Source organism: Polynucleobacter sp. MWH-UH35A (assembly GCF_018687075.1).
Classification (GTDB): domain Bacteria; phylum Pseudomonadota; class Gammaproteobacteria; order Burkholderiales; family Burkholderiaceae; genus Polynucleobacter.
On record NZ_CP061285.1, the window covers coordinates 1,490,943 to 1,517,232 of the forward strand.

The 26,290-nt window shown below is 42.4% G+C and carries 35 protein-coding genes; 7 read left to right on the plus strand and 28 right to left on the minus strand.

Features of this window, described 5'->3' with window-relative positions:
* Positions 1 to 18: 18 nt before the first annotated feature.
* Together htpG and ICV36_RS07780 are read right to left on the minus strand one after the other, a co-directional pair.
* Positions 19 to 1,920, minus strand: a complete 1,902-nt coding sequence (gene htpG / locus ICV36_RS07775) for a molecular chaperone HtpG (protein ID WP_215400137.1) — start codon at positions 1,918 to 1,920, stop codon at positions 19 to 21.
* Positions 1,921 to 2,004: 84 nt separating this feature from the next.
* Entirely contained in the window at positions 2,005 to 2,163 is a 159-nt protein-coding gene (locus ICV36_RS07780) for a hypothetical protein (RefSeq protein ID WP_215400138.1), read from the minus strand.
* A gap of 226 nt (positions 2,164 to 2,389) precedes the next feature.
* Here ICV36_RS07780 and ICV36_RS07785 point away from each other — a divergent pair, with 226 nt between their 5' ends.
* A complete protein-coding gene (locus ICV36_RS07785; protein WP_215400139.1) occupies positions 2,390 to 2,854 on the plus strand; it encodes an Hsp20 family protein in 465 nt (154 codons plus the stop codon).
* Positions 2,855 to 2,951: 97 nt separating this feature from the next.
* Here ICV36_RS07785 and ICV36_RS07790 read toward each other — a convergent pair whose 3' ends face one another.
* A complete protein-coding gene (locus ICV36_RS07790) occupies positions 2,952 to 3,629 on the minus strand; it encodes a tetratricopeptide repeat protein (protein ID WP_215400140.1) in 678 nt (225 codons plus the stop codon).
* Positions 3,630 to 3,720: 91 nt separating this feature from the next.
* Positions 3,721 to 4,476, minus strand: a complete 756-nt coding sequence (locus ICV36_RS07795) for a hypothetical protein (RefSeq protein ID WP_215400141.1) — start codon at positions 4,474 to 4,476, stop codon at positions 3,721 to 3,723.
* A 332-nt stretch (positions 4,477 to 4,808) separates the two neighbouring features.
* Here ICV36_RS07795 and ICV36_RS07800 point away from each other — a divergent pair, with 332 nt between their 5' ends.
* Positions 4,809 to 5,180: a hypothetical protein gene (locus tag ICV36_RS07800; protein WP_215400142.1), complete on the plus strand. Its 372-nt coding sequence runs from the start codon at positions 4,809 to 4,811 to the stop codon at positions 5,178 to 5,180.
* Between the two features lies 1 nt (position 5,181).
* Here the strand turns inward: ICV36_RS07800 and ICV36_RS07805 are convergent, their stop codons facing one another.
* Complete coding sequence (locus ICV36_RS07805) at positions 5,182 to 5,739, minus strand: hypothetical protein (protein WP_215400143.1); 558 nt, start codon at positions 5,737 to 5,739, stop codon at positions 5,182 to 5,184.
* A gap of 96 nt (positions 5,740 to 5,835) precedes the next feature.
* On the opposite strand from ICV36_RS07805, the gene ICV36_RS07810 reads away from it, so the two are divergent.
* Complete coding sequence (locus ICV36_RS07810) at positions 5,836 to 6,177, plus strand: hypothetical protein (protein WP_215400144.1); 342 nt, start codon at positions 5,836 to 5,838, stop codon at positions 6,175 to 6,177.
* 18 nt (positions 6,178 to 6,195) lie between these two features.
* Here ICV36_RS07810 and ICV36_RS07815 read toward each other — a convergent pair whose 3' ends face one another.
* The 5 genes from ICV36_RS07815 to ICV36_RS07835 all read right to left on the minus strand — a co-directional run bounded on the left by ICV36_RS07815 (position 6,196) and on the right by ICV36_RS07835 (position 9,518).
* On the minus strand, positions 6,196 to 6,411 hold the full coding sequence (locus ICV36_RS07815) for a hypothetical protein (protein WP_215400145.1): 216 nt from the start codon (positions 6,409 to 6,411) through the stop codon (positions 6,196 to 6,198).
* A 494-nt stretch (positions 6,412 to 6,905) separates the two neighbouring features.
* Positions 6,906 to 7,253, minus strand: a complete 348-nt coding sequence (locus ICV36_RS07820) for a hypothetical protein (protein WP_215400146.1) — start codon at positions 7,251 to 7,253, stop codon at positions 6,906 to 6,908.
* Between the two features lie 14 nt (positions 7,254 to 7,267).
* Positions 7,268 to 7,816 (minus strand): hypothetical protein, encoded by a 549-nt coding sequence (locus ICV36_RS07825; RefSeq protein ID WP_215400147.1) that lies wholly within the window; start codon positions 7,814 to 7,816, stop codon positions 7,268 to 7,270.
* Positions 7,813 to 9,060: a hypothetical protein gene (locus tag ICV36_RS07830; RefSeq protein ID WP_215400148.1), complete on the minus strand. Its 1,248-nt coding sequence runs from the start codon at positions 9,058 to 9,060 to the stop codon at positions 7,813 to 7,815. Before ICV36_RS07830 ends, ICV36_RS07825 begins: the two co-directional genes overlap by 4 nt.
* 95 nt (positions 9,061 to 9,155) lie before the next feature.
* Positions 9,156 to 9,518 carry a hypothetical protein gene (locus tag ICV36_RS07835; protein WP_215400149.1) on the minus strand — a complete coding sequence of 121 codons (363 nt, stop codon included), beginning with the start codon at positions 9,516 to 9,518 and terminating at the stop codon, positions 9,156 to 9,158.
* A 137-nt stretch (positions 9,519 to 9,655) separates the two neighbouring features.
* Between ICV36_RS07835 and ICV36_RS07840 the strand changes: the two genes are divergently transcribed.
* Complete coding sequence (locus ICV36_RS07840) at positions 9,656 to 10,222, plus strand: YggT family protein (RefSeq protein WP_256438075.1); 567 nt, start codon at positions 9,656 to 9,658, stop codon at positions 10,220 to 10,222.
* Positions 10,223 to 10,230: 8 nt separating this feature from the next.
* Here ICV36_RS07840 and ICV36_RS07845 read toward each other — a convergent pair whose 3' ends face one another.
* From ICV36_RS07845 to ICV36_RS07860, 4 genes are read right to left on the minus strand one after another with little or no spacing between them, the layout of a single operon-like run.
* Complete coding sequence (locus ICV36_RS07845; protein WP_215400151.1) at positions 10,231 to 11,142, minus strand: ParA family protein; 912 nt, start codon at positions 11,140 to 11,142, stop codon at positions 10,231 to 10,233.
* Positions 11,143 to 11,168: 26 nt separating this feature from the next.
* On the minus strand, positions 11,169 to 11,582 hold the full coding sequence (locus tag ICV36_RS07850; RefSeq protein WP_215400152.1) for a polymer-forming cytoskeletal protein: 414 nt from the start codon (positions 11,580 to 11,582) through the stop codon (positions 11,169 to 11,171).
* Between the two features lie 12 nt (positions 11,583 to 11,594).
* On the minus strand, positions 11,595 to 12,071 hold the full coding sequence (locus ICV36_RS07855; protein WP_215400153.1) for a polymer-forming cytoskeletal protein: 477 nt from the start codon (positions 12,069 to 12,071) through the stop codon (positions 11,595 to 11,597).
* Between the two features lie 30 nt (positions 12,072 to 12,101).
* Positions 12,102 to 12,440 (minus strand): polymer-forming cytoskeletal protein, encoded by a 339-nt coding sequence (locus tag ICV36_RS07860; protein ID WP_215400154.1) that lies wholly within the window; start codon positions 12,438 to 12,440, stop codon positions 12,102 to 12,104.
* 101 nt (positions 12,441 to 12,541) lie between these two features.
* Here ICV36_RS07860 and ICV36_RS07865 point away from each other — a divergent pair, with 101 nt between their 5' ends.
* Positions 12,542 to 13,009 (plus strand): surface-adhesin E family protein, encoded by a 468-nt coding sequence (locus ICV36_RS07865; RefSeq protein WP_215400155.1) that lies wholly within the window; start codon positions 12,542 to 12,544, stop codon positions 13,007 to 13,009.
* A 49-nt stretch (positions 13,010 to 13,058) separates the two neighbouring features.
* Here the strand turns inward: ICV36_RS07865 and ICV36_RS07870 are convergent, their stop codons facing one another.
* Complete coding sequence (locus tag ICV36_RS07870; RefSeq protein WP_215400156.1) at positions 13,059 to 13,424, minus strand: hypothetical protein; 366 nt, start codon at positions 13,422 to 13,424, stop codon at positions 13,059 to 13,061.
* Positions 13,425 to 13,533: 109 nt separating this feature from the next.
* On the opposite strand from ICV36_RS07870, the gene ICV36_RS07875 reads away from it, so the two are divergent.
* Positions 13,534 to 14,469, plus strand: coding sequence for a M23 family metallopeptidase (locus ICV36_RS07875; protein ID WP_215400157.1), 936 nt, complete (start codon positions 13,534 to 13,536; stop codon positions 14,467 to 14,469).
* Positions 14,470 to 14,511: 42 nt separating this feature from the next.
* On the opposite strand, the gene ICV36_RS07880 is transcribed toward ICV36_RS07875, so the two are convergent.
* A complete protein-coding gene (locus tag ICV36_RS07880; RefSeq protein ID WP_215400158.1) occupies positions 14,512 to 14,886 on the minus strand; it encodes a hypothetical protein in 375 nt (124 codons plus the stop codon).
* Between the two features lie 385 nt (positions 14,887 to 15,271).
* On the opposite strand from ICV36_RS07880, the gene ICV36_RS07885 reads away from it, so the two are divergent.
* Entirely contained in the window at positions 15,272 to 15,838 is a 567-nt protein-coding gene (locus ICV36_RS07885; protein WP_215400159.1) for a hypothetical protein, read from the plus strand.
* Positions 15,839 to 15,846: 8 nt separating this feature from the next.
* Here ICV36_RS07885 and ICV36_RS07890 read toward each other — a convergent pair whose 3' ends face one another.
* The 12 genes from ICV36_RS07890 to flgG form a co-directional block, all read right to left on the minus strand.
* Complete coding sequence (locus ICV36_RS07890) at positions 15,847 to 16,980, minus strand: flagellar biosynthesis protein FlhB (RefSeq protein WP_215400160.1); 1,134 nt, start codon at positions 16,978 to 16,980, stop codon at positions 15,847 to 15,849.
* A gap of 56 nt (positions 16,981 to 17,036) precedes the next feature.
* Positions 17,037 to 17,630, minus strand: coding sequence for a tetratricopeptide repeat protein (locus ICV36_RS07895; RefSeq protein ID WP_215400161.1), 594 nt, complete (start codon positions 17,628 to 17,630; stop codon positions 17,037 to 17,039).
* Positions 17,631 to 17,644: 14 nt separating this feature from the next.
* Positions 17,645 to 18,046 carry a hypothetical protein gene (locus tag ICV36_RS07900; RefSeq protein ID WP_215400162.1) on the minus strand — a complete coding sequence of 134 codons (402 nt, stop codon included), beginning with the start codon at positions 18,044 to 18,046 and terminating at the stop codon, positions 17,645 to 17,647.
* Between the two features lie 27 nt (positions 18,047 to 18,073).
* The gene (locus ICV36_RS07905) at positions 18,074 to 18,772 is read right to left on the minus strand and encodes a hypothetical protein (protein ID WP_215400163.1); all 699 of its coding nucleotides are present in this window, start codon (positions 18,770 to 18,772) and stop codon (positions 18,074 to 18,076) included.
* A 109-nt stretch (positions 18,773 to 18,881) separates the two neighbouring features.
* Positions 18,882 to 19,916, minus strand: a complete 1,035-nt coding sequence (motB, locus tag ICV36_RS07910) for a flagellar motor protein MotB (RefSeq protein ID WP_215400164.1) — start codon at positions 19,914 to 19,916, stop codon at positions 18,882 to 18,884.
* Positions 19,917 to 19,921: 5 nt separating this feature from the next.
* Positions 19,922 to 20,782, minus strand: a complete 861-nt coding sequence (gene motA, locus ICV36_RS07915) for a flagellar motor stator protein MotA (protein WP_215400165.1) — start codon at positions 20,780 to 20,782, stop codon at positions 19,922 to 19,924.
* A 19-nt stretch (positions 20,783 to 20,801) separates the two neighbouring features.
* Positions 20,802 to 21,668, minus strand: coding sequence for a flagellin (locus ICV36_RS07920; protein WP_371743198.1), 867 nt, complete (start codon positions 21,666 to 21,668; stop codon positions 20,802 to 20,804).
* 10 nt (positions 21,669 to 21,678) lie between these two features.
* A complete protein-coding gene (flgK, locus tag ICV36_RS07925; protein ID WP_215400167.1) occupies positions 21,679 to 23,175 on the minus strand; it encodes a flagellar hook-associated protein FlgK in 1,497 nt (498 codons plus the stop codon).
* 13 nt (positions 23,176 to 23,188) lie between these two features.
* Positions 23,189 to 23,632, minus strand: a complete 444-nt coding sequence (locus ICV36_RS07930; RefSeq protein WP_215400168.1) for a hypothetical protein — start codon at positions 23,630 to 23,632, stop codon at positions 23,189 to 23,191.
* On the minus strand, positions 23,632 to 24,756 hold the full coding sequence (locus ICV36_RS07935) for a flagellar basal body P-ring protein FlgI (RefSeq protein ID WP_251374969.1): 1,125 nt from the start codon (positions 24,754 to 24,756) through the stop codon (positions 23,632 to 23,634). Before ICV36_RS07935 ends, ICV36_RS07930 begins: the two co-directional genes overlap by 1 nt.
* Before the next feature lie 7 nt (positions 24,757 to 24,763).
* Complete coding sequence (locus ICV36_RS07940) at positions 24,764 to 25,486, minus strand: flagellar basal body L-ring protein FlgH (RefSeq protein WP_215400169.1); 723 nt, start codon at positions 25,484 to 25,486, stop codon at positions 24,764 to 24,766.
* Positions 25,486 to 26,274, minus strand: a complete 789-nt coding sequence (gene flgG / locus ICV36_RS07945; protein WP_215400170.1) for a flagellar basal-body rod protein FlgG — start codon at positions 26,272 to 26,274, stop codon at positions 25,486 to 25,488. The genes ICV36_RS07940 and flgG overlap by 1 nt, the downstream gene beginning before the upstream one ends.
* Positions 26,275 to 26,290 lie beyond the last annotated feature (16 nt).

Sequence of the window (26,290 nt, forward strand, 5' to 3'; positions counted from 1 at the left end):
GGGACGAGTCATACAAGCTCAATTCAGCAGCAATTGATTCATGCGTTTAACAAAACCGGCAGGATCATTTAACTGACCGCCTTCTGCCAATAAGGCCTGATCAAACAAAAGGTTGGTCCAATCATCAAAATGCTGATCATCACTTTTGAGCTTGGATACTAAAGGGTGCTCAGGATTAATCTCTAATATTGGCTTCATATCAGGAGCGTTTTGACCGGCAGCTTTGAGCATACGCAACAAGTTTCCAGATAGTTCATTTTCATCAGCAATCAAACAAGCTGGAGAATCTGTTAAGCGAAAAGTCACACGCACATCTTTTGCCCTATCTTCCAAGACTTTTTTCATACGCTCAATCAAGTCCTTGAACTGCTTCTCAGTTTCCTCATGCTCCTTCTTTTCTTTTTCATCACTAAGGTTTCCTAAATCTAATCCACCCTTCGCAACGGATGCCAATTGCTTACCATCAAACTCAGTGATAAAAGAAAGCATCCATTCATCAACACGATCCGATAATAAGAGTACTTCAACACCTTTCTTGCGGAAGATCTCTAAATGCGGACTATTTTTAGCTGCGTTAAATGATTCACCCGTGACATAGTAAATCTTGTCTTGTCCTTCTTTCATGCGTGAGACATAATCGGCTAAAGATACTGTCTGATCCGCAGAGTCAGTATGGGTGCTTGCAAAAAGAAGAAGCTTGAGGATTCTATCTTGATTAGCTTGATCTTCGCCAATACCCTCTTTGAGGACTTGGCCAAATTGCGTCCAGAATATACGATATTTTTCTTTTTTTGTCTCATCATCGCTATTAGCCAGCTCCTCAAGCATACTCAGTACTCGCTTGGTAGAGCTCTCACGAATAACTTTGATATCACGAGACTCTTGCAATATTTCTCGAGAGACATTTAGAGGCAAATCGACTGAATCAATCACGCCCGTGACAAAACGCAAATACATCGGCATAAGCTTTTCGGCATCATCCATAATGAAAATACGTTTGACATACAACTTGATGCCACTACGCTTATTACGATCCCATAAATCAAATGGAGCCTTACTTGGTACAAAGAGTAACTGGGTAAATTCACTCCTACCCTCTACCCGGTTTAATGAATAACACAATGGGTTTTCATAATCATGCGATAGGTGCTTGTAAAACTCGTTGTATTGTTCTTCGGTAATTTCTGATTTATTGCGAGCCCATAGAGCAGAAGACTGATTAATGCTCTCTAACTCGTCTTTAATAACCTGCTCTTTCTTATCAACATCCCACTCCTCCTTGCGCATCTGAATGGGTAAAGAAGTGTGGTCAGAATACTTACGAATAATCGTCTTCAGCTGATAGCTATTGAGGAAATCATCTTCTCCATCACGTAAATGCAATGTAATGGAGGTGCCACGCTGCGGACGATCAATCGATTCAATTGTAAATTCGCCTGAACCATCCGACTCCCAACGCACGCCATCAGAAGAAGGTAAGCCTGCACGACGAGTGTCAACGGTAATGCGGTCTGCAACAATAAAGGCGGAATAAAAACCAACGCCAAACTGACCAATTAAAGCAGCATCCTTTTGCTGATCCCCGGATAGCTTAGAGAAAAACTCCTTAGTGCCAGAACGAGCAATAGTGCCCAGGTTGTTAATCACTTCTTCACAGCTCATACCGATGCCATTATCTGAAATGGTTAATGTTCTGGTGGCTTTATCAAATTCCACTTTAATCTTAAGATCTGGGTCATCCCCATACCAGTCTGGATGAGCAATTCCTTCAAATCGCAATTTATCGGCCGCATCCGACGCATTTGAGATAAGCTCACGCAGGAAAATTTCCTTATTTGAATACAAGGAATGGATCATCAGCTGCAGGAGTTGTTTTACTTCCGCTTGAAATCCAAGGGTTTCTTTAGTTGTGATAGTCATTTCATTTTTCCAATAATTCAATTGATTAATTCTATCTGGGGCTAATTTTCAGCATTTCAAGGGTTTCAGAAAGTCCTGAGACAACTATTCAAATGGATCGGCTCTCTCATCGCCAGGGTCCTCCTGAAGAATTTCTTTGCGACTTCTTTTTTGAAGATACTCCAAAATCAAGCGCTTGAGCTTAGGTCTAGCAATAGGCTCCTGGCGATTTTCCTGGAGCTCTAAATGGTCAGTTTCGAGCATTTTATTTTCTCCATTTAATCAGTTGACTATTTAATTCGTTGGGGATGACAAAGCCAAAATAACCCTATTTATGATGAAGAATTTATGCCATCAACTTTTTATCTATGGTCAAAATTCAGGATTTCAACCCCCTTGAAATTCAAAAGTGGTGCCCTTAAATACTCTTTACCTAGGTGCCTTAGGGGCCTGGGAAATTAAGAACTTGCTTAAATTTAAGGAGAAAACGATGGCATATCCATTTGGTCGTAATGTATTACTCAGCTCAGTAGGTTTTGATCGTCTGATTGACGCTATTGAAGAAATGAGCTCCGGAGAGACCCTAAATAAGGCGCAGAGCTACCCTCCCTACAACATCATCAAAAAAAATGAGCGTGATTACGCCATTGAAATCGCAGTAGCGGGCTTTAAAAGTGATGAAATTGATATTACCGCCGAGGGCAATAAGCTAACAGTAGTTGGTAAGGTGAAAGCCGAGCAAACTGGCGAGTATCTGCATAAAGGCATTGCCAACCGAGACTTTAGTCACGACTTTACGCTGGCAGAGACCGTGATTGTGCGCTCTGCAGATATCGAGAATGGCTTATTGATCATCAAGCTTGAGAATGTCATTCCAGAGGAAAAATTGCCGCGCAAGATTCTCATTGGTGGAAATTCAAAATTAGTTATTGAAGAAGTCAAAGAAGCAGCTTAATGAATTAAGGCTAGCCCAGCACAAGGGCTAGCCTCTCTTTAGCATTACAAAAGCGATTTTAGAAAACCCTACAACGCAAAGAATCACTTACCTCTAACTAGACGCACTTATAGAGTAGGCGCAAATTCTGTATTTTTCCAAATTGACGCTCAGCAGCCTCCATTTCAGCGTCGTAATTCTCTTTGTGAGTATGGACAAAAATATGCAAGACTCTTTTAGCCTGATCATGGCCTTGCAAAGCAGCTAAAGATAAAAAGTAAAATGCTTTCTTGAGATCTAACGGTACAAATTCACCTTTACCATATAGCGACCCCAGAGTGTAAGCACACTGCCGACTACCCTCTTCTGCGCCGATCGTTAGATATTTGATACCCAACTCCACATTTCGCGGAACACCTTGCTCCATACCTAAACCCAAGGCATAAATATTGCCTAAATTGCAAAATGCATCTTTAACCTCCTCCTTGATTGCTTTTTGATAGTACTCAACAGCAACTTTATAACTTTGGGGAACTTTACCAAGACCCCGCTCATGCATCAAGCCGACGTTAAAAAGCGCGTAACCATTTCCAAGACTGGTATGGCCATTTTGCAATTCATAAAATTTTTCCATTTGCTCGGCATTTAAATTTCCATCAAATGTCATTTTGGTCAACAAAAATAGAGCGTCATCGTTTTGATCATTTACGGCGCTCTCATAAAGAATATCGAAGGCAACTTCATATTTGCCTCTTTGCATATTTAATTGCGCTAAATCTATTGCTCCGTAACTCATAAATACTTTCTATAAACTTTGCATAACTAAAAATTTTAAAAAATTATTTTACCTGTAAATGGCAAATTTTCTAACAGCAAAGTTATCCCATTTAAGTCCAGGATGTATCTTGATACCAATAATTGATTCGGCGATTAACTCTTGCATTTTGAATGGCCGACCTTGTACTGTAAAACTCATTTAAATTTAACTTTGTTGGCTCATGCAACTCACATCCCACTCGAATACGAGAGGATTCGACAGAGCTAGAACGCAAGCTTCTAATAATGAGGTCAAACTTTGCTGTTCTGGCTGTCAATCGCTCAAGAGTGCAATTTTTCCATAGAGTGCCGATCTCCATATGTGTCGCACCCAAACGTAAATCAAGTTGCAAGCCATGGTCTGAAATATCGACAATATCCCCAATCATTTCCTTACCAACAGCGAAAAAAATAAGCGCCTTAAAGGCCCTATCAGGAGGGGCTTTCGCTCTAAAGTGCTCCCTCCTTTGCAGCAAAGACATCGTATTTGGAATATCACAAGCCAATAATCCCGACTCAGCAGACCTCAAACCGCTGATAGGAAATTGTAGCTTTCCCACCTCAAGACCAGCAACAAAGTAACACTCTTGACCCATAAATGAATTGAGGGCAACTTTGGGCAATTCCTCAACTTTTACCCGAATGCCCTTCCCCGGATCAAGACCCTGTACGCTCACCGGAAATCTTTCGCCCGTTTTGATGTTGACAACACTGGAGATTGGCCCTGGGGAAAACATACGCTCTAAATTTTTATAGATGAAGCGGGGATCAATTCGATATTTAGCAGCTGCCTCCCCAAGGTCTGGAGCATACGTTTCAAATGTCATATAAATTTTTTTACTGGGAGTATGATGAAGTTTATTTCTACAGTTTTAAGTACACGCTCAACAGTTATAAAATTTACTAGCGAAGCATACTAAGGTCGACGTGAAAAATTATGAGATTCTCTCAATTGAAGCAAGTGACTTAGCCCATTTCTGGGTTGTCAGTTACATTTTAACGCATGGTGAAATCCAAAAGGCAGTAATAGAAGCACTCGACCCAAATGAAGCATTTATTAAATTTCGCAATGAGATGATCAGACAATCTAAGGTTAAATTTAAAAAGTAGTTAATTGAAAGTACAATAGATTTTAAGTATTCATGGAGGATAATTAAGAATGACGCCCGCAGAACTTGAAAGACATGCTGATCTAATCCGAAGAGCTAAGATTCTCAGTGCAGCTAGCGAAGAGTATTTCAAAGCAGCGCAAGCAATTGAAATGGGCGAGTCCGAAGAATTAAGATACCGCCACATCAAATCCGCTAAAGAGTCTATTGAAGACGCTTTTCCCGAAGTATTTCAGGTACGGCAGGCAACACCCAGATATGTCATTAAAGAAGAAAATGATCATCGTGTAATTAAAACCATCGGCATTGTTATCCTAATTTTAGGCACCCTTTATGGCTTCGTGAAGTTTGGGCCAACAGGTGACCTCAGTAAAACATGGACCACTGACGATATTCCAAAAGCAACTGCTTACCCAAAATGACCTACATCTCAGACGCCACTTGGGCTTCAGCAAATTTCATTTCCAACGCCAAGCGCTTAAATCCAGATCTATCAGAATAGGTTTTGGAAAGGTAGTAAATCAACTCACGATCAGTCTTACCGTACTGATGATCCTTAAGCATAGTTCGTAATGCCCAAATAATCTGCAGAGTATTACGTTCGTCTCTTAGTAAATTCGCTTTTTCTTCGGCATTTTCATCCAAGGTATCAAGATCAACCCCTTGTGCGAACGCGGCAAGTCTTGGTGGCATATCCCATTTGCGAACATGGAGCGCCCAAAACAAAAAGCGCTTGAAATCTACTCGGAGATTTTGCGCAGAAAAATTTTGAATCCAAGCATGCTCTGTCAGCAAATCAAGCTTTATGCGAAACTCTTCATAGCGACCATCAAAGTTTGCATGATCAAAATGCAGCTCTCCGGCTGCATCACGCACTGGAAATTTTATTTTCTTGGGATTGATTCCATGAATTAAGGCGGCGGCCTGCCATGTATATATATAGGGCTTTGAAAACCAAAAATCCCAGTCAATGTCCGCCATAAGTTATCCTTGTTCATATCGAATACCTCATAGCTTACTATGGGTTGAATAGTATCTGTTAAATTGGAAGCCTAATTTAATTGCGGAAGAAGAATCATGATTAAAACCTTATTAGCCATCATCGGGGCTCTAACCTCTCTTCAAGCTTATGCAGATTTATCAATCGCAGACTTTGAGAACAAAAGTAAAACGCGGTCTACGAATACCTATTTGCTGGGCCTTAGCGCGGGCCTGAATGCCGCAAACAATCAACTTAGCAACATCAATCAGGTCCCTTTATATTGCTTTCCACCATACTTAAATCTGACAACAAACAATTACAGAGAAATTATTTCTTTAGGCATCAAGGATCTAACACCAAGCAACCCAGTAAAACCCACTGTTGACGAAGTTTTACTTAAACAACTAATCAAACTATATCCCTGCGGGTACAACTAAGTATTGGAATATGGCAAGCTAAGGCTGTGCACGAGGATTTTCAGAACCCTCCTTAGCGAAATACTCAGCTTGAACTGTAAAGTATTGCAGTAACTCAGCATCTAATACGCCAGTCATGGGGTCTACAGCATTATTTTTAGGCGGAAATCCGAGCAACAAATAGAACCCAACCAGCATGGCGAAAAGGGCAAACGCCAGTGGTGCCACCCAACCCTTTGTGCGCATGACTTTCATCGAACGGCAACTAAACTAGGATCCACTTTATGGATGACGCTAGGCAATACATCAGTCGGGTAGGTACGCCTACTCACTTGCTCATGCCATGTCAGACAATCCTTGACGAGATCCTCTATGCGTAACTCCACAAATACATGTGAATTTGTCGTAAGCCGGTTTATCTCATTCTTTTGCCCCATAAAACCTCCGTAAGGAAGGAAAAATATATAGGTCAATCCTAGGGGGAATTCATAAATACGCAAAGTGGATTGCTGCATTAAAAGCAGATTTTTTACCTGCTGAAATTTACCTTCAGGTATATGATTTTTATGGCTTTTATTTTTTCATGGAAATTTAATGCTGGGATAACAAGGGGGTAGGTATGAATACTCAGATTCAGATAATAAAAAGCCTACAAGTTATTGATTTTGATGGTTTTTATGGAAAAAGGGGTAAGTCTATATGATCAAAAGTAACAAAGAGGGGAGATTTCATCCCAAAATGATCTAAGCCTAACCCCTCATTAACAGTCGACTTAAGGCGCCACGAGCTTCCGCTACATTTAGATCCATCGCCAACTGGAGCAAAGTTGTTGCCTTGGCAATATCACCAAAATGACTCTTCACAACCCCGTAGTTATATATCACTTGAGGATTTTTATTTTTTACCTCACGCTCCAATTCATTAAAAAGCACCTCCAATTGTGATTGGGTAAGTTGGCCATCCATAGCCATCATGCAAGGCTTTAAAAAAGTGCATTCAAAACTACCCACCTCAAGCGCCATGAATGCCTCAAATGCTTGGGGATATAAACCCAACTTCAGATACTGTTCGGCTTGGTAAAAATCAGAGTTATCCATAGGAAGAGTCCAAATTAAACTTGAATTTGCTCCCACGTACCATTTAATTTGGCATGAAATGGCTCGTGGTATCGATAGAATTCTATCTCCTTGAATTGACTCTCCGTCTCTAACATGCGGTTCGACAACTCCGTAATATTTGATGGCCTCCAACTGAAATCAGGTTGCTCGACCCATGCTCGAATCCCCTCCTCACGTTTAATGAAGTGATCCATTGAACCGATCATCTTAGTTATATCAGCTCCATAGGTAACAAGCGCACGAAGATAGTTAGGCGAATCGGCATAAGCAAGTTGTATAACAATATATGGCAACACGAATGCAAGCGCCTTATGCTTCCGAACATTACGAAAATAAACCTGCTGTGTAATATCCCACTGCTTATCAGTACTGTTCAATGAGAGATCAAATACCCAATTTCGACTATAGAAAAAGATGCACTGCTGGCCAACAATTTCGTCGCTAATAGTACGAATATGAGTCTGCTCGCGCAATAGTCGCAACTGCTCATAAGGCTGCAAGAAAGAGCCCGGAGCGACATCTATCTCTGACGATGAACTCATTCTTGTTTCTTAAATTGCTCTATAACTACATCAACCTTATCACCAAGATCTCTACTAATGCGATAAACGTAATTTTGATCATAGATGAAAAAGTATTTTTTAAGGTAAGGGTCCGCCAGAACGATACGCTTGAAATTTCCATCGCTTAAACCATTCACTAATGCCAAAGTCTTTTGTGCATCCGGTTTAAGAATCCCCCCAGGCTCTTGAGCCCCCGAGATTCTGGCTAGTAGGTCAGATTTATTAGTGGTACCTTCGTAAAATGCTAAGCAACACTCAACAACTCCTTTGGGCCTCGTTCCGACCCAAGTAAAGTCCTCGTCATTTAATCTCAACTGATTTGCATTAACTACCAGCTTTAGCTTGGAGCCCTCAACAATCCAACTGCCTACCCATCGTTCATTGATTGGAACTGAAGCTGTGGGCTTAGTTGACTCTTTAGGGTCACTAACAGCAGATGCTTGTTCAGTTGATATGGATCCAGAAACCACTTGATCAGAATTAGGCGCCTCTGATAAAGCTGGCACTGGAGATGTTGGCGCTACAGGCTTTGGCGTAAACGTCAACGAATTGGAATTGGAATTGGCGTAGAACAGACTACCCAGAACAACAGTAAACATAATTGCGCCTGAAATACCAATGACTTTTAGACGCTTGGCCTCATCCCATGGCTGGACTGTAATTTGATTGGGCGGGTTTTGAATATCGATAAAGGGATTTTTAAGGCCCCCCTGTATAGCCTCAGCATGTTCAAATGACTCAGCAAGGCTTTCTTCCGCCTGATCCAGAGACTCGCTATCGGCTAAGTCATTGGCTGAAACTACTGCTGCCTTTAAAGGGCACTCAATCAGATGTACATAAGTCAAAGCATCATGAATTGAGGGGAAAATTTTGTTGCAAGCAATATGCTGATCAAGCACTAAATTTTTTTCAATTTGATACTTGTCTACTAAATACAAGACATATGAATCATTGCTAAGTTCTTTGTCTCCCAAAAAATTTCTTTGCTTGCTGACTCTAATAGGAATAAAGAAAATGCCGGCCGACAAAAAAATAATTCCGCATAACCATTGCAGCTGAGAAGTGTTTTGTACTTGGCTTGCAATAAAACTCAAAAATGCATTTAGGTCTAGCGAAGCGCTATTAGAATGCGCAGAAGCAAGCAACAAAATACAGCCGCATACGATTGCAATAATTTTGAGACTTAACTGCAGCTGTCGAGATTGGGAGGTGGCGTCTAACATCAATTTCCTTAAATATTTAAAAGCCTTGCCAATCCGAACTCAACTGTTAGTATGCAAGTCTTGAATCCTGCAATTTTAACCGCATTAAGCCCAATTTATTCGAGCCTAGAAGGCCTTACATTAGACGATTGATCTCCAGCGCCATCATCAGACGAGACCACAGGTGGTGATGCAGTCGACTCTTGAACTTCCTTTGACTCTGTTTCAACATCAGCTGATGAGGCAACGCCCCCCTGCAGCAAAGCGTTCTCAGAGAAGGTATCGGTTGAATCAAAGTTCTCAACCCATCTAAATTGCTCTAAAAATTCTGATTGCGGTAAAAAGCGTAGATTTGAATCTACTAAATTTTTATACTCCACAAAGGAGATGCCGAGAGCATTAGGGGGGAAAACCTGCCTAACAGCAACCCTTGTACCGTTTTCATCTTCAAAAATATCGTGTCTTCTAGGGTCGCTCATCTTGGATCTAACTAAGTTTATATTGGAAAAGGTTATCTAGTGCCCAAATAATTTCGGCTTAAAGGCATTTTCTATTGACCAAATCTAAATGTCAATTAAGGATTTAGAGCCTAAAATAGATCTTTATCAAGCCCATCATGCCCTTTGAAATTATCTTTCTCATTGTTGAGGCGTCCTCAACAATCCTCATTGCAGCATGCCTGCTACGTTTTTATTTGCACTTATTAAAAATTAATTTTGCACCGAATTCAGGCAACCCTTTTAGTAAATTTTTAATACCCCTTAGCAATTGGTTGATTACACCAATTGGGAAAATAATTCCTTTTGGCGGTCGAATTGATGTCAGATCTTTACTAGCAAGCTATCTATTGGTGCTAGTTAAAGTACTTTTTTTATTAGAAATATCCAATGCGAAATATTCGGGAATCCAAATTCCAGTATTAGCACTCTTCTCGTTGCTTGAATTAGCGCTATCAGGCTTAACTGGCTTATTAATAGTGCATGTATTTTTTAACTGGACACAGACGCGCTCGCCGACACAAATACTTTTTTATGAAATGGTCGAACCACTACTAGAGCCAATTAGAAGATTAAGCCCTGAAATTTCTGGAATTGATGTATCAACATTCGTCTTATTCTTACTAATTCAAGCAATCAGCCTGGGTCTCAAGAGCGCGCAAAGGGCGCTGCTAACAGCAAGTTAGAAAATTCCCTAATCTTGATTTTTACGTAAAAAACCCGGGACAAATCGATTGCCAACAGATGTTTTAGTCGAGGCATCTTGAGGTGTATCAGGATTGGAATCCTGCTTTAATTCGGCCATCGCAGCTCCACCATAAAAACCTAGATTTTTTGCTCTTTTTCGGTAATCATCCAATACGCTTACTTTTTTTGAAATTTCACGATTGATTGATGGACCCGATATTGATAGCGTTTTTACAGCCTCTTTACGCTCGCTAATCTTTTGTGCAATATACCTGCCAAAGGCAGAAAAATTATCGGCTACCGCCTTATCGGAACATACACAAAAGAAATCTTGATAAACATAACTATCGATTTCTGGAGTGCGATGAACTGGCGGTGCAACAAAACAATTAGCCAAGAAGTCTAAATTTGTGAAGGCACCCTGAGAAGCATAATTTTGATCAACCCTACTTGGAACCACAATCAAAATTTGTTTGTTGGCAGCTAAACGCGCCATCCTTTTTTGCACATATTCAAGAATAAAAATTTCCGTGCTAGCCATTTCAAATTTTGCACTAGAACTTGGGATCAACACCATATCAAAGTCCATCATAAAATCTTGAGACATAGCTGGCGTCCATGTGAAATCACAAATACTAATTTGTGCTCCTGATGAATATTTGCGTAGATTAGCTCGAGCACTTAGTAGAGCCAAACCAGTGCTTTGGTAATTAATTTCCGCCTGACTTACCCTAATTCCAATATCAGGAGCCTTCTTGGTCCAATGAGATGAGGATGCCTGCCTATCAAAATCAATTAAAGAGACTTCTAGGCTTTCCTGAATAGCAAGGTATGCGGCTAAATTTGCAGAAATTGTGCTTTTACCAACGCCCCCTTTTTGGTTGGTAACGAGAATTTTGATTGGTTCGCAAGTAGGCATAACAAATCTCTCTCCATTAACTAGGTTTAGCTATCTAACGGATCATCGGGTAACAAATCCTGCTCGGTAATCTTGGATAACAGTCCACTTAAACGAGCACCCTGTTCAATACCAATTTGAGCATAAATGATGTCGCCATGAACATCAGCACCACTATGCAACTCCACACGCTCTGTAGCCCGAACATTGCCTTCTACTCGCCCAGCTACCAATACTCGCCCAGCAGAAATATTTCCTTGCACTAATCCAGTTTTACCAAGAGCGACGCAAACATCTGCACCCTGCTTGGTCACGACATCACCAATGATTGTTCCATCGATTCGTAAGCTCTTGGTGGCTACAATTCGCCCAATTATCTCTAGGTCAGAACCAATAATGGAGCCAAAGGTTTCCCGTGAGGGATCTAATATTCGTATCGCATGACTTTGTCTAATTGCCATGAGATTTAAATTTTAGTTTTTGATAAATTTACCGGCAACCTTGCCACCGCGCTGAATGTGAATGTATTTATAACTAATATTGCCATCCACATGGGCAATCGGACCAACATTCAGGTCTTCGCAATTCACGTCGCCCTTGAGCTGACCCTTGATTACAAGCTGCTCTGAATTTAGCTCACCGTCAACTTGACCGGTAGAGTCAATCAATACGGACTTCGCAGTAATTTTTCCGCGAACTGTTCCAGCTATATTGAGAACACCATCAGAAGTGATAGTTCCCTCGAAAGTAAATCCCTCGCTAATAATTGAGGGCTTCGATAAAACGCTTGGTCGACTTGCTGACTCTAATCGAGTAACCGGCTCAGGAACGTAAGCAGCCAAATCAGATGCCTGCTCTTGAGATGTGGTCTCTTGAACATTTTCCTCGCTCTCATGAGGACTTGAATCAGTATCGGTGGTTGGTTGATTTTTAGAAAAAATAGACATCATTAAGTATTCGGAAATAAATTTAAAAAATAATTAAGAATGTGGATTGAGGTTATGCAAGTCGCCATGCAAGTGACCGCCCTTCTCAATTTCAATTTCTGAGTAATGGATCGAGCCTGTCACCTTACCGGTGGAGCGGATGATTAAGCTACGTGATGAAGATACTTGTTCATTTACTTCACCGCGAATATCGATTGATTCTCCACTGAGTTTGCCACGCACAATTCCAGTAGATTCAATTAATATTTGCTTGGCTACCAGTTCACCCTCTACGGTTCCTGAAATAGATGCGATATCAGGAACCTCAAAGTTACCCTTGAGAACAACTCCCTCACCCACAAATAGGCAACCCTGTTGATTTACTTCAGCCATACTTAGCACTCCTTAGCGAGCAATGTCATTAATAAAGATTTAGGCAATTCTAGCAGTTGATCTTCACTTTTGGGCTTTAAAATGCATAAAATTAACTATAAATGGCAATATTAGCCACAAACCTAAAAATGCAAGCACTCTTGAAAAAATTGACTTTGTTGGTCGCCACGCCTTTTTTACTAAATCCTATTAGCCCTGCTTTTGCGAAATGGGTTTTTCTATCGATAGATAACGTTGGCAACGCCTACTATTATGAGGATAGCAAAACAGTCATAGACCCCGCAAATGAGCAAGTCAGCACATGGCAGCTCATCAGCTACACGGAAACACTCTCTGCACCCAATGGGGAGCCAACCTTATCGGTAATTCAGGATGTGTCATATTTCTGTAAAGTGGGCTACGAGAGCTATAAGCAGTTCTATATTGGCTATTACTCGGGTCCTGGGGGATCTGGTGTTAGCGTAGACCAACTTGACACTTCAGATTCGAACTGGGAAAGGGTTATCCCAGATACCATGAGCTATGTACTTTATAAATTCTTCTGCAAACCGCCTAATATCCCCAGCTAGATAGTCAGATTGAAGGGTCCAATAGTAGAAGGCCGACTTTTTTAAGCGACTACTGCCTGACCTCAGAACTCTCCTCAGATTTCGAGGCACCAGCTGGCTTTGTAAAATAACTCATCGGGAAAGTGGATTCGGCGCCAAAAGGCCCCTTGATCCAAATTTGATCGTTATATCGAACATAACAACTTCTAGTTACAGTTCCCAAGGCATTAACTGAATAAGAAAAGTACCAGTTTGGTTCAATCCGACCAGATTCTGCAGTACAGGGCTCAGAAGTGATATACAAAACCTCACTAAAAGAAGGCATTTGGCCAATAATGGCGGCCTTGAGAGGAGCAGCAATTAGCATTAATACCCCAGTAGCAGCAAGCCAAAGTGGGGCTTTAGGCTTTAAAAACAAGGGTTTGGACTTGATCACAGTTTTACTTTTAAGGCTAAAATTACATTCGATCTGATGATTATAGGTCTTTTATAGATCCCATATTTGGTAAATTATTTAAAATAAATCAAACACTTATAATCTATACATGCAATTATTTTGGGTATCGGGCTCTACTGGAGCCATCAAACAAATTAATATCACCAAGGAGCGCCTCACTCGCCTTGGGATAATTGTTGGCGGCTCATTTCTCCTGCTCGGAGTCCTCATCTTCTCCACCGGCATCCACATCGCACTAGAAGTCAACCCAGACTTTGCCAGAGAAGTCAGTGGAGTGGTAACCGTTAAAGAACGCATGGCATTAGATAACAAATATGCAAAGCAGCTGAAAGCTTTTCAGGAGCAACTAGCCAAGGCAGCCATGCAATTTAATGAATTGAAGTCCATAAAAGAGCGCTATTTAGCAATATCGACGCCGTATACCATCAAAAACAAATTTGCTGAAAACAACAGTGTTGGCGGCCCATTGAAACCCCTCAGCCTCAAATACGAACCCACCAAGACCTTAGCTGAAAATTTCGAGGACTCAGTCTCTAAGTCAACTGAAATGGCTGAAATATTTGAGAAATCAGAACCCGAATGGAGCAAGCAATATCGGTGGTTGCGCACTCTACCTATTGGCCCCCCTATTGACGCCCGCCTAGGAATGACCAGTAATTTTGGTGTACGCGTTGACCCATTCACAAAACAACTTGCACAGCACTCTGGCATTGACTTTGTTACACCGGTAGGCACCCCAATTGTGGCCACCGGGGATGGCACGGTCATTAAGGCCGGTCATGATCCAGCCTATGGCAACTTTATCGAAATAGCCCACGGGGATGGCTTTGTTTCAAAATATGCCCACAACAGCAAGCTGTTTGTAAAACCCGGACAATCAATTACCCGCGGTCAATTAATTGCTAATTCAGGTTCCACAGGAAGATCGACGGGTCCACACCTGCATTACGAAATTCACCAACACAGCAATTACTTAAATCCTGCAAAAATCCTTGTATATGCACCTCCATCGGCATACTGGTAAACCGCTATCAATGCAACCTTACCGCTCGAATTTGCAATAACTCTATTCAGCTCTCATCGTTTTAAATTTACCCAATAACGCCAAACCGGACAAAACTCGGTTGGCCATTTCAGCGTTGAGCTTACCTACAGCAAGGCCATAGAGGATCTGATCTGCCCTTTCATGCTCTGGCGAAGTCAGTAACACCTTAAATACTTGAGCCTCACTCATATTGGGTTGAATATCTAAAGGGGTGAAAACAATATCTACCTTGCCACCTTTGATGCCATAACGAACCTGTGCAATTTCTAGCAACTCATGGCGCTGCTTTTCCTGAAGCTCAGCCAGGGTTGGAAAACTTGTGGACGGATTTTCTTTAGCAAAATTGCTTAGATTGGCATGAGTCTTTTTGTATTTTGTATAAACCAAATCATCCATAAAACTCCCCCACTGAGCCTCAATCGCAGAAAGCAGCCTATCGGCTAAAGTAAATTAATGATCCTTTGATAAGCACTAATTCGACGATCTGCACTCATAGGTATCGAATCTAGGGGATTTGGACTATTCAGCTTGACATCAACATTTACTGAAGGGGCTGGTTGGGCAACCTTCAAGTCTTGAGGTGCTGGATGAGATCTGCTGACCGTCGCCCTTGGAATCGTCGTCCGACGCTCGTGAATAGTCCCCCCACTTCTTTGGGATCCAGCATTTAAATACTGAGATTGAAGATTTAGCTTATCCAAGTGAAAATAGAGTTAAATTGGTTAATGTGAATATATTAGCAAAAATACGCCACTTAATTACCAATAAAACTGAGGTTGTCATGACAAAATTAATTCGTTTGATTTTTCCAGCATTTACTATTGCCTTAGGAGTTTCGCTGACCGCCTGCGGCAACAAGGAAGAGCAGGCAAAAGCAGAGATTTGGCTACCAGATACCAAGGTAGTCAAAATGCCCATGGATGACTATGCTGGAATCTCTTTTAATACCACCCGCGAAGAAGCAAAAGAAAAATTCAATTGCACAGCATATGAACTGTCATTTAGCTGCAAGGTGAAAGTGGATGATAAAGAAGAGGCGATTTGGCTCATTTATAACGAAGCAGGACGCCTTGTTTTGATGAAAAAAGAATTGGGTTACTACAACAAGCAAATCGCTGATACGATTATTGAGCGGTTCACCATTAAATATGGTCTTGACTACACTCCATCGGAAGGTCAAGAGAGCGCATTTGCTGCAGGAATTCGTAAATCAAAGACCTATATTTTTGGCGGTGGTCAAGTTGCCTTTCAAATTGGACGCAGCTTAAATAATCGCAATGAATTAATGTTGGTTTACTTCTTCCCAGAGGATGTTGGAACTACTTTTGCCAAAAGCGTCATGAACTAAGCTGAAACTTACAGCAAGGGCTTGTTTGGCCTTAGCTGTTCTGGGATGAAATTGATTTCGGGCACTTCGCTCTGAACCCCGCCTGACTCTCTCACTTCGTATGCCCATGCAAGTATCCTTGCGACTGCTTCAAAAAGCGACATTGGAATTGCCTCACCAATCTCTAGCTGACTATATAGGTAGCGGGCTAAAGGTGGTATCTGGGCAACGGGTACATCATACTCTCTGGCTACTTCTTGAATACGGAGTGCAACTAAATCCATTCCTTTAGCCACCACAATTGGCGCAGACATTTTCTCCATGTCATAACGCAATGCTACGGAATAGTGATCAGGGTTAGCTAATACCACATCGGCACGTTCAATAGCAGCCATCATTCGTGATGAAGCAATTTGACGCTGTCGTTGACGTAAGCGTTGCTTGATCTCTGGAGAACCCTCGGACTCCTTCATCTCCTGCTTCATCTCTTCGGGGCTCATCCGAATTTGCTTACGAAAGTTAAACCATTGTAACCAGCCATCGCCTACGGCAATCAATAACAACGGAATCATCAGCAACAAGAAACCATTTAAGATGAAATATGAGGTATGCAATAACGCAGCATCAAAATCCTGACTCACAATGGATCGTATGTAAACAAATAGCCCAGATAAATAGGCCATTCCAATACCTAAAACAAGGATTGTTTTCAGAATATTCTTGATCAGCTCTGTCAATGCATTAAGTGAAACCATTCTGCCAAGACCAGAAATAAAATCCAGCCGCTCCATATCAAACTTGGGAGCAAAGTAGGCACGAAAGTTGACCAAGGATAAAGGTGCGAAAACGGCAACCAACCAAATGGGTAAAAAAATCAAGCTCAACAAAAGCAAGACAACCAGAAATGCCCCACCCAACCACTCTTGAATATGATCTAAAAGCTCAATTGGCTTAGAAAAAATAAAGCTGGATTTGGTCATTAAAACCAACTGCTGCATCAGCAGAGGCCCAGCCGCTATGACAAAAATAATAAAGACTGTTAATAAAGCAAAGGTTGCTATATCTCTAGATTGTGGTAACTGGCCTTGTTCGCGCGCACGTAAAATTCGCCGTTCACTCGGCTCCAGTTCCCGTTCTTGAGCATTATCTCCGCCTTCAGCCAATCTATACCTCTTTTATTACTTTTCCAGTAGAGGATAAACGATTTGGTAGCAAAGACCTAAGGCATAGTCTTCTTGAGCTTAGCTATCATCACCTCGGCATTTTCTAGCTCCGCTGGACTTAATTTCGCCTTTAATTGCTTGGCCTCCGATGCAGCCATTGGGTTGCCCGAACGGTGAGATAAAACCATCCAAACATAAGCCTGCAGTAGATCCACAGGAGTCTGATTACCGTCCTCATACAGATGAGCCAAGTTGTACTGGCCAGCAGCGCTTCCCGCTATTGCCGCCTTCTGGAACCACATAAATGCCATTTGCTCAGAATTATCCAAGGCAGGGCTCTTTTGGTAGCGAACTGCCAACTCCAGCATAGCCTGAACATTACCGCCGTTAGCAGCTCGATTCATCCAGACCCAGCCTTTTTCTATATTTTTATTTGTGCCGATACCCTGTAAATACATTTGCGACAGATCATATTGCGCCTGACTGTCACCCGCATTAGATAACTGCTCGAAGATAAGTAAAGCTTTTGCATACTCGCCTGCCTCATAAGCTGATCTAGCTTTGCGGTAATCGGAACATCCGGCAAGCACAAGCGCAAACAATAAAAAAATTGGCACTCGAATAAAGGAGCGCCAATTAATCAATCTCATTGATAACCCCTCAATTATTTTTTGTCAGCAGCTTGCTTTTCTTTAGGGGCTACTGGTTTCTTTTCATCCAAATCCTCTTCATCTTCTGGCGGCGCATCGGCTGGTTTTAAGTTCAAGGCAGGAGCAGGAGGCTCAACACGATAGCTAGCACCTAAATCACCGCCAATCATCCTAGCGTAAGCACCAAAATAGCGTCTGCTCAAATCAGGGTAGTAAGGAGCACTAGCCAAATAACCTTTACTACGAATACACGATGCATTATTCATAGCGCCCTCGCAGCTGGCGATCGCAGAAAGTCTACCTACCTCAAATTGCTCACCCAAGATAAAACAGAAAATAAGTATCACTAAAGGCAGAATGAACCAGAGCAAGACTTTCTTAAGAAGTCCAACAATTAATGCTATTTTTTCATTCATGCTTTGCAATCTCCAATGTATTTAGTGTTAATGCTGTTGCGTTTTTTTACTTGCAGGCTTTTGAACCAAGTCACTAGGGAGCTTCCTCCAAGAGGCAATCGGCTCTTCATTATGTAGCTTTGCATACACCTCAACAATGCGTGAGTCTGCTGGGTTGGCATTCTCTTTCATTGCGTTGTACATCTTAGCCCCATCAATCTTATTACCTTGATTGATAAATTGCATAGCGGCAGTATAGTAATAATTAGTTGCCTTATCTTTTCGAGGGGCACCCAGAATCGCTGAACTATATACATTGCCTAAATATTGGCAAGCATAAGGGTTTTGTTCTTTGGCTGGTATGGTTAGATACTTTTCGGCAAGCAAAAACTGCTGCTTAGCATATCGACGATATACGGTTGCAGTTAAAATAAAATCAGGATGTGTAATGATCTCAGCTTGAGAGTCATAGTAAACACCGCGCTCATAGGCTATCAAACCACGATAGTAGCTCGCTTGCACGTCACCCTCGGCGGATAACTCATCTAGTTTTTGCAGAACTCGAAGCGCCTCTTTGCTATATCTAAGAACTTCATCTTCAGGCTCGATACATTTGGGATTGCGTACACATGCAATTGCCACAATGGCTTTATCAGTGGCTTTTTTATAACGTTTATAGAGTTTTTTTGCCTCAGATGGTGGGCCTACAAATGGCTCGCCACTATTTGCTGTTCCTGATTTAGACACTACTCCATGGGCTGCCTCTGCCGAGGGCTGAGCATCGCTTGCAAATCCTATATTGGAAATGAACGCGATTATTAGAAAAAAACCAAACCTAGAGATTATGGACAAGGTTCTACCTCGCTGGCTTGTCCGCAGGCGGGCTTAACTTCGAAGGAATCTCCATTGCTGGCGCCTTAGGCGCGTTATCTTTTGAAAGGAACTGAGCTGGCGCGCGCAAATTCGGAGGTATCTCTTGAGCACCTTTTTCAATTGCATCAGGAACCTTTTCAATCGGACGAACTACCGTTTTCTTTTCTTCCTGCTTAGGCTTTTTATTGAGCAAGGTAATCGAAATGCGGCGATTAAGTGGATCGTTTAAATCTTCTGGATTTAGAGGAACGGTATTGGCAAAGCCAATTACCTGAACCACTAAGGCAGGATCTAAACCACCAGCAATCAACTCACGACGTGCGACGTTTGCTCGATCGGTAGATAGCTCCCAGTTTGTATATCCAGTCTCACCATTGCCGAACTTCGCTCCATCAGAGTGACCCTCAATTCGTACTGGGCCAGGAGACATCTGAATCGACTTTCCAATAATCCGAAGTAATCTTCGTGCCGAGACGCTTGGCACCGTCCCACCACTACTGAATAGGGGTTTGCCTTTCTCGTCAACAACCTGAATGCGCAAACCTTCGCTATTAATATCCATAAATACTTGGCCCTTAGCATTTTTGAGCTCAGCATCTGCCTCTATCTTCTTTTGAATATCCTCTTTTACCAATTCATTTTTAGTCTTATCTTTACGCGCATTCTCAACGTCAGTAACTGAGGAGTCACTTATACGGCGCTGCTCAGTATCAGCATCAGCCCGGGACTCTTCACCCACAGTTTTTGTGATGTTATCCCCGCCCCCCTTAATAATGCGGGTAGCATCACCCGAACCCTGTCCTCCAGACAAAGAGACGCGCAATGGATTCTGAAAGTAGGCAGAAATACCAGCCAAGTCACCCGCTGTTGTTGATCCAAGTACCCACATCAACAAAAAGAAGGCCATCATGGCCGTTACGAAGTCGGCGTAAGCAATTTTCCAGGCTCCACCGTGATGACCGTGGCCACCCTTCTTAACGCGCTTAATGACAATAATTGGCGCGTCGTTCTTAGCCATACCGCTTATTTCCCTTTAACGGCTTTAGTACCCTCATCAAGCTCAGTAAATGTTGGACGCTGATAGCTAAAGAGAACTTTACGACCAAACTCTACTGCTGCTGCAGGAGGGAAATTATTTAAGCTGGCAATCAAAATTGCTTTTACCGCCATATAAGCTCGGCTATCAGCCTCTGCATTTTGCTCAAGCACTTTGGCTACCGGAGAAACAATTGCATACGCGAGCAAAATACCTAAGAAGGTTCCCACAAGAGCTGCGCCAATCAGCTTACCCAATTCGGCAGGCGGTAAACCAATTGAGCCCATGGTGTGCACCACCCCCATAACTGCCGCCACAATACCAAACGCCGGCAAACCATCACCGACGTTAGTTACTGAAGCCACTGGGATATGGGTTTCCTGATGATGAACTTCTAATTCTTGCTCCATCAAGCTCTCTATTTGAATTACATCGAGAGAGCCGCCAAGCATCATACGCAAATAATCCGTAATGAAATCGACCAAGTGATGGTCTTTCATAATCAAGGGATATTTTTCAAATAAAGGGCTTGCCTCTGGCTCTTCAATATCACCCTCTAATGACATCAAGCCATCACGTTTAATCTTTTGCAAAATCTCAAACATGAGGCAAAGTAAATCCAAGTGCATCTGCTTGATGTTGCCTTTAGATTTAAATGCGCCACCCAAAGCAGAGAGTGTCTTCTTCAGATTTATCATGCTGTTCGACGCAATCATGGTGCCAACAGCAGCGCCCACAATGGTTAAAACCTCCGTTGGCTGCCATAAAACCATAATATGGCCGCCGTGCAAGGCATAACCTCCCAGGGCACAAGCAAGCGCAATAATCCACCCTAAAGGAATATTCATACTTCGATCAACTCAGTTTTTATAGTTTAGAAAACAGATTACTAGACTGAAGCTTAGCAAACATTGCTTGGGCTGCGTTTAATAATGTCTGAGCTCTAGTATAAGCCGCAGTTGCCTCTGCCATGTCAGTATCCAGCAGGGTGGACTGGGAGGAGGCCAATTCAACGCCAAATGCGCTCATAGCCATCTTTGAGGCATCGACCTGGGCTGAAATTCCCCCGCTTATCTGCTGGGCCATGGTTAACTGATCAAATGCTGTTTTTAGGCCTGATTCAATGCTGCCCGCAGTTTGGGTGGTAGCTACACCACGGGATTTTTCGTCTAAATAGGTCACAAATTTGTTAATGCTGTCATAAAGCTGAGAGGATTCTGGGGTTAAAAAAGTACCCCCCGCCCCAAAAGCATCGGTAAATTTCACCCCAGAACTGACCATCACACTCGGTTCAATTTGCACTTCATTAACAGCATCGTTAAAAATCGGGTTACCAGTGGCATCCTTAGCGATCATCTGACTTTTAATCGTGTCGCGCATTTGCTGTGCCTGAATTTTCAATGCCCCAAAATTGGATGTGTTTAACGCACCATTTTGAGATTGTGTGAAAGTTTGTTTAAGGCTATTTAACCCATCAATAATGCTGCTGATTTGTGTCTGGGCTATAGCATGTGAAGAGGTTAAGAAATTTTGATTGGCTTTATACATTTGAAGCCTTCCAATATCAAAATCTAATCTTACCCCTCTTGAGACTGCATAAGCATTATCAGAAGCCTTACTGTACTGCTTCCCAGAGCTAATTTTTTTCTGCCATGCAGTAGCCTCTACTAGGCTGTTATCCATTGCCTGTGTGCCTGCATCCAATACCTGATTTGAACTAATTCGCATACTCATCACCTACTCCTTAGTTCATGATTGATAAAAGGGTGTTAAACATTTGATTACCAGCCTGCAAGACTTTAGTAGACGCGGTATAGAGTTGTTGATACTTTAATAAATTAGCCGCCTCTTCATCCAAACTCACGCCAGAAATAGAATCACGCTGATCTTTGAGGTTTGACATCACTACTGTGTCAGCCTTCTGATTATTCTTCCAAGTGGCAACTTGCACACCAATATCATTAACAAAGTCAGATGCTCTTGATGCAAATACTGTACTCAATTGCTGCAATGAATTGGCTTTTGCTGATGTGATCAGCGGAGCCCCTCCATCAACTGCGCCTGTGGAATACTGCAAAAAGTTACTTGGTGCAACAGAAACAAAATTAGCCGCCTTTAATCCATTAGCAGTCATCAAATTGGCGGGAGATTCTAAATCGTTATACAACGACGTCATGTCAGCATTTGAAGCGATGCTTCGAATATTGGCGGTTCTATCGCCGGTAGCAAGACTGGAATAGGTGGTAGACCCAACTTTAAATCCAAAGATAGCTAAGCTAGTTGCATTTCCCGCGGCGCTCTGTGCAGCGCTATTAGCAACCTTTACCAACCCCAAAGCGATTGTGTCGAGCTGTCGAACCATATCGGGAACAAACTGATTGGATATTTTTAACAATGCTCCAGCTTGACCACCATCTAAACTTTGAACGGTTGTCTGAAAACCTTTATTAGGTCCATTTTGTAGGTTAAATGTCAGGGCTACATGCTCCAGATCGGCATTAATTGTTACCTTATTTGAAATTGCCCTCTCGACTAATGGCATGCCTGCCACCAGATGAGTTGCAGTTTCGTCTGAGTTAATTAAACTTTGGCCACCAATTAATTTTTGCAGTTGAGAGAGGAGACGATCTCTCTCATCCAATAAATCAGCAGATGGAGCGCTGTTACCAGGACTATTAGCCTCAATGATTCTTTGATTTATGTCTGCTAGAGCAGGCAAAAGAGTATTTACTTGAGAAACTGTGTCGGTCAGCCCTTTTTGAGCGTCTGATTGAATCTGAGCTGCAAGTGTGCTCATTCCCGTCATTCGCTGAGCAACTGCATTCGCCGCCCCACTAATCGCTCCCGCCATTGATTTATTGGTGGGGTCTGCTGCATATGCCCCAAAGGCATTAAAGAAATCATTTAATGCAACGTTGAGCCCTGTGGACTTATCGGCAACTAACGCATCAACTGTTTGCGTGTACTGAACTAAAGTATCGGAGTAACTAGACTTCGCTTGTTGATTTAATAACTGACCATTTAACAAACTTGAATATTGACGTGTAAAACCCTCTACCGCAAAACTAGATCCATTTAACATCAATGAATTCGGTGCCAATTTATCCATAATGGTATTGGCATTGCGTCTTGTGTATCCCTCAACAGATGTGCCTGCAACGTTTTGCGAAGTCGTCAAAATTCCTGCTTGAGCAATATTCAAGCCGGAAAGTGCAGATTCTGTTATGGAATAGATACCCATTTTGCTTCCTTAATTATTTAGCTAGCCCATAAAAACCATTAGGCCTTTTAAGGGCATTTAAGGTTTCGGGTGAAGCCACACCTTCTCTTGGTGCATTTAATGGTTTAACGGCAATTTCACCGGTTCCGATTAGTTTTCCAGCATTTGCTTGCTGTATGAGTTGTTCGGCCATTTTGGTCGCAAAACCAATGCCATTACCCCTAGAAAGCATGTCTGCTACGTTGTCATCCATGATTTCTAAATAGGATTTAGAGCTATTGCTAGCTTCCTCGGTTCCGCGCAAGTTTGTACTTCGAACGGTACTCAACATTTGGCGGATTAGCGTACGCTCAAATCCTTGAGCAGCTTTTTTAAGCTTATCTTCGCTAGTTGATACAGGGACATTCACCTTGGCAGGCATCAATAGTCTTGCACTATTTTGGTCAATTGGTGCTGAGATGGTATTAGAGGTAGACATTAAATTACCTCTAGCTCGGCTCTTAGAGCCCCAGCAGATTTTAGCGACTGCAATATAGAAATTAAATCCTGTGGGGTGGCACCCATCATATTGAGGGCCTTGACCACCTGATCGAGAGAAGCACCAGATGGAACAGAAATTAAACTATTTTCTTTGCCGCTGTCATTTAAGGTTGCAGTATCTTGACTGGCAACTGTTGTCTGTCCACGACTAAAAGGTAATGGTTGACTAACTGTTGGTGTTTGTTGAATTTTTACAGTTAGATTACCGTGCGCTACTGCGGAAGGTGATAGCTGCACTGCTTGATTCATGACCACTGATCCTGTTCGCGAATTAAGGATGACTCTGGCAGGGCCGCTCACCATTGGCACGTCCAAATCCTGCAAAGCGGCCATAAATGCAGTACGCCTAAGTGGTTCAACAGGTACTCGCACATTCAATGTTCTTGCATCAACAGGAAGGGCGGTACCTAAACCAAATCTTTTTCCAATTGTTTCTGCTGTTCTTTGCATGAGGGAAAAGTCGGCTCTATGTAAATCTAGCTGAATAAATTCATCGGCAAGCAAAGATGGCACTGCCCTTTCAATCAATCCACCCGATGGAATACGTCCTGCATTTAGGTGGTTCACTGATGTGGCTGCGCCACCCGAAGCAGCCCTAGACCCACCGATGACTAGATTTCCCTGAGCTTGTGCGTAGACTTGTCCATCCGCTGCTTTTAGGGGCGTCATCACCAATGTGCCCCCCTTCAAACTAGTAGCATTTCCCAAAGAAGAGACGGTAATATCAATTTGCTGTCCGGGGCGAGCCAATGCAGGAAACTCAGCAGTCACCATTACGGCTGCAGTATTTCGTATCTGAGTTTGACCACCGCCTTGCGGAATTGTGACCCCTAAAACACCAATCATTTGCAAGACGCTTTGCAGTGTAAATGGAGTTTGTGTAGTTTGATCGCCTGTACCATCCAAGCCAACAACTAATCCATAGCCAACCAATTGATTTGAACGTTGACCAGCAATGTCTGCAAAATCTTTGATGCGGTCCGCAAAGCTATTACTCGAAAACATTCCAAGGCTTACCAATATCAGCAAACCTTTTTTTAGTGAGAATGTAGGCATATTCATGATCAAATTAGAATGGCGCTAATTTCAAGAAAAGTCTTGTGAGCCATCCAGTACTTTGAGTATCATCCGTAGCACCTCTGCCACGGTATTCAATACGCGCATCAGCTACCTGCTGAGATGAAACTTGATTGAAGACTAGTGTATTTGGATTTACTACTCCACCAAAACGGATAATTTCTTCTTCGTTGCTAACGGCAACCTGCTTTTCTCCAGCAACCACTAGGTTGCCATTAGAAAGCACCTCAACAACTGTGACTGTAATAGTACCTGCAAATGTATTACTAGCTGCGCTTGCTCCTGTACCTTCGCTTTTTATATCACCAGCACCTCCAAAGTTCGCAATATTAGCAATACTGGTGTAGGGACCAAATGCCATAGGTCCTGTATTGGAGAAATCAGAAGCTGCATTCGCTTTTCTTGCAGCAGACATACCGGTGTTCTTAGCAGCACTCGTAGTTTCATTCAACACCACGGTAAGTGTGTCACCTACGTTACGTGCACGACGATCCTCAAATAATGGGCGATGACTCACAGCATTTACATAAGGCCCGCCAGAATTTGCAGGATAAAGACTCCCCATGTTTGCAGAGGTTTCCTGAATCGGACGAGGTCTTGCAGTAACAGGGGTTGTCAATAATGTTGGGCGGTCGGCACTCGCACAACCCCAAAGCACTATAGCGCTGAAGATCAACGCAATATAGTGACGATATCTTTTAACTAGTCCGTTCATCACTGCCCCATATTACTTACACGTTGCAGAATTTGATCTGAAGCAGTTACTGCACGAGTATTAATTTCATAGGCACGCTGTGCAGCAATTAGATTAACCAACTCTTCCGCTACGTTAACGTTTGACTGCTCAATGTAATATTGATTCGTTGTACCCATACCGTTCGTGCCAGCAATATTATTCTGAGCTGTTCCTGATGCTGGGGTCGGAATAAAGTTGCCACCACCAAGTGCAAACAAACCTGCTGGGTTTACAAAGTTAGCCATCGTTATTTGGCCAGCGGTAATTGCAGTTTGATTACCTTGTAATGTGTATTGAACAAGACCTGCCTGGTTAATCGTTATAGATGTCGCATTTGCTGGAATCACCCCTGCGCCGGCAACCACATTACCCGAGGCTGTCACAATCTGACCTGTTGCACTTTTACTGAATTGACCGTTTCTAGTATAGGCTAATGTTCCATCTGCCAGTTGAATTTGAAAAAATCCATTACCCTGGATGGCCACATCCAACTGGTTACCAGTCTGGATTAGTGTGCCTTGAATATTGTTTCGCTCAGTCGATGTCACTGCTGCACCAGCACCAATTTGTAAGCCAGTAGGCAATAGATTCTGAGCATTTGCTGCCGATCCCGCCGTCCGCAAAGTGGTATACAGCAAGTCTTGAAACATTGGCTGTACACGTTTAAATGCTGTAGTTTGTGAGTTCGCTAAGTTATTGGTAATAACATCCAAATTGAACTGCTCTGCATCCATTCCAGTTTTAGCGATCCATAATGAGCGTATCATTTTTTCTCTTTTTCTT

Excerpts from the sequence above, each read along its gene's own strand:
- htpG (WP_215400137.1), bottom strand. The coding sequence starts at position 1,920 with ATGACTATCACAACTAAAGAAACCCTTGGATTTCAAGCGGAAGTAAAA.
- ICV36_RS07780 (WP_215400138.1), bottom strand. The coding sequence starts at position 2,163 with ATGCTCGAAACTGACCATTTAGAGCTCCAGGAAAATCGCCAGGAGCCT.
- ICV36_RS07785 (WP_215400139.1), top strand. The coding sequence starts at position 2,390 with ATGGCATATCCATTTGGTCGTAATGTATTACTCAGCTCAGTAGGTTTT.
- ICV36_RS07790 (WP_215400140.1), bottom strand. The coding sequence starts at position 3,629 with ATGAGTTACGGAGCAATAGATTTAGCGCAATTAAATATGCAAAGAGGC.
- ICV36_RS07795 (WP_215400141.1), bottom strand. The coding sequence starts at position 4,476 with ATGACATTTGAAACGTATGCTCCAGACCTTGGGGAGGCAGCTGCTAAA.
- ICV36_RS07800 (WP_215400142.1), top strand. The coding sequence starts at position 4,809 with ATGACGCCCGCAGAACTTGAAAGACATGCTGATCTAATCCGAAGAGCT.
- ICV36_RS07805 (WP_215400143.1), bottom strand. The coding sequence starts at position 5,739 with ATGGCGGACATTGACTGGGATTTTTGGTTTTCAAAGCCCTATATATAT.
- ICV36_RS07810 (WP_215400144.1), top strand. The coding sequence starts at position 5,836 with ATGATTAAAACCTTATTAGCCATCATCGGGGCTCTAACCTCTCTTCAA.
- ICV36_RS07815 (WP_215400145.1), bottom strand. The coding sequence starts at position 6,411 with ATGAAAGTCATGCGCACAAAGGGTTGGGTGGCACCACTGGCGTTTGCC.
- ICV36_RS07820 (WP_215400146.1), bottom strand. The coding sequence starts at position 7,253 with ATGGATAACTCTGATTTTTACCAAGCCGAACAGTATCTGAAGTTGGGT.
- ICV36_RS07825 (WP_215400147.1), bottom strand. The coding sequence starts at position 7,816 with ATGAGTTCATCGTCAGAGATAGATGTCGCTCCGGGCTCTTTCTTGCAG.
- ICV36_RS07830 (WP_215400148.1), bottom strand. The coding sequence starts at position 9,060 with ATGTTAGACGCCACCTCCCAATCTCGACAGCTGCAGTTAAGTCTCAAA.
- ICV36_RS07835 (WP_215400149.1), bottom strand. The coding sequence starts at position 9,518 with ATGAGCGACCCTAGAAGACACGATATTTTTGAAGATGAAAACGGTACA.
- ICV36_RS07840 (WP_256438075.1), top strand. The coding sequence starts at position 9,656 with ATGCCCTTTGAAATTATCTTTCTCATTGTTGAGGCGTCCTCAACAATC.
- ICV36_RS07845 (WP_215400151.1), bottom strand. The coding sequence starts at position 11,142 with ATGCCTACTTGCGAACCAATCAAAATTCTCGTTACCAACCAAAAAGGG.
- ICV36_RS07850 (WP_215400152.1), bottom strand. The coding sequence starts at position 11,582 with ATGGCAATTAGACAAAGTCATGCGATACGAATATTAGATCCCTCACGG.
- ICV36_RS07855 (WP_215400153.1), bottom strand. The coding sequence starts at position 12,071 with ATGATGTCTATTTTTTCTAAAAATCAACCAACCACCGATACTGATTCA.
- ICV36_RS07860 (WP_215400154.1), bottom strand. The coding sequence starts at position 12,440 with ATGGCTGAAGTAAATCAACAGGGTTGCCTATTTGTGGGTGAGGGAGTT.
- ICV36_RS07865 (WP_215400155.1), top strand. The coding sequence starts at position 12,542 with ATGGCAATATTAGCCACAAACCTAAAAATGCAAGCACTCTTGAAAAAA.
- ICV36_RS07875 (WP_215400157.1), top strand. The coding sequence starts at position 13,534 with ATGCAATTATTTTGGGTATCGGGCTCTACTGGAGCCATCAAACAAATT.
- ICV36_RS07880 (WP_215400158.1), bottom strand. The coding sequence starts at position 14,886 with ATGGATGATTTGGTTTATACAAAATACAAAAAGACTCATGCCAATCTA.
- ICV36_RS07885 (WP_215400159.1), top strand. The coding sequence starts at position 15,272 with ATGACAAAATTAATTCGTTTGATTTTTCCAGCATTTACTATTGCCTTA.
- ICV36_RS07895 (WP_215400161.1), bottom strand. The coding sequence starts at position 17,630 with ATGAGATTGATTAATTGGCGCTCCTTTATTCGAGTGCCAATTTTTTTA.
- ICV36_RS07900 (WP_215400162.1), bottom strand. The coding sequence starts at position 18,046 with ATGAATGAAAAAATAGCATTAATTGTTGGACTTCTTAAGAAAGTCTTG.
- motB (WP_215400164.1), bottom strand. The coding sequence starts at position 19,916 with ATGGCTAAGAACGACGCGCCAATTATTGTCATTAAGCGCGTTAAGAAG.
- motA (WP_215400165.1), bottom strand. The coding sequence starts at position 20,782 with ATGAATATTCCTTTAGGGTGGATTATTGCGCTTGCTTGTGCCCTGGGA.
- ICV36_RS07920 (WP_371743198.1), bottom strand. The coding sequence starts at position 21,668 with ATGAGTATGCGAATTAGTTCAAATCAGGTATTGGATGCAGGCACACAG.
- flgK (WP_215400167.1), bottom strand. The coding sequence starts at position 23,175 with ATGGGTATCTATTCCATAACAGAATCTGCACTTTCCGGCTTGAATATT.
- ICV36_RS07930 (WP_215400168.1), bottom strand. The coding sequence starts at position 23,632 with ATGTCTACCTCTAATACCATCTCAGCACCAATTGACCAAAATAGTGCA.
- ICV36_RS07935 (WP_251374969.1), bottom strand. The coding sequence starts at position 24,756 with ATGAATATGCCTACATTCTCACTAAAAAAAGGTTTGCTGATATTGGTA.
- ICV36_RS07940 (WP_215400169.1), bottom strand. The coding sequence starts at position 25,486 with ATGAACGGACTAGTTAAAAGATATCGTCACTATATTGCGTTGATCTTC.
- flgG (WP_215400170.1), bottom strand. The coding sequence starts at position 26,274 with ATGATACGCTCATTATGGATCGCTAAAACTGGAATGGATGCAGAGCAG.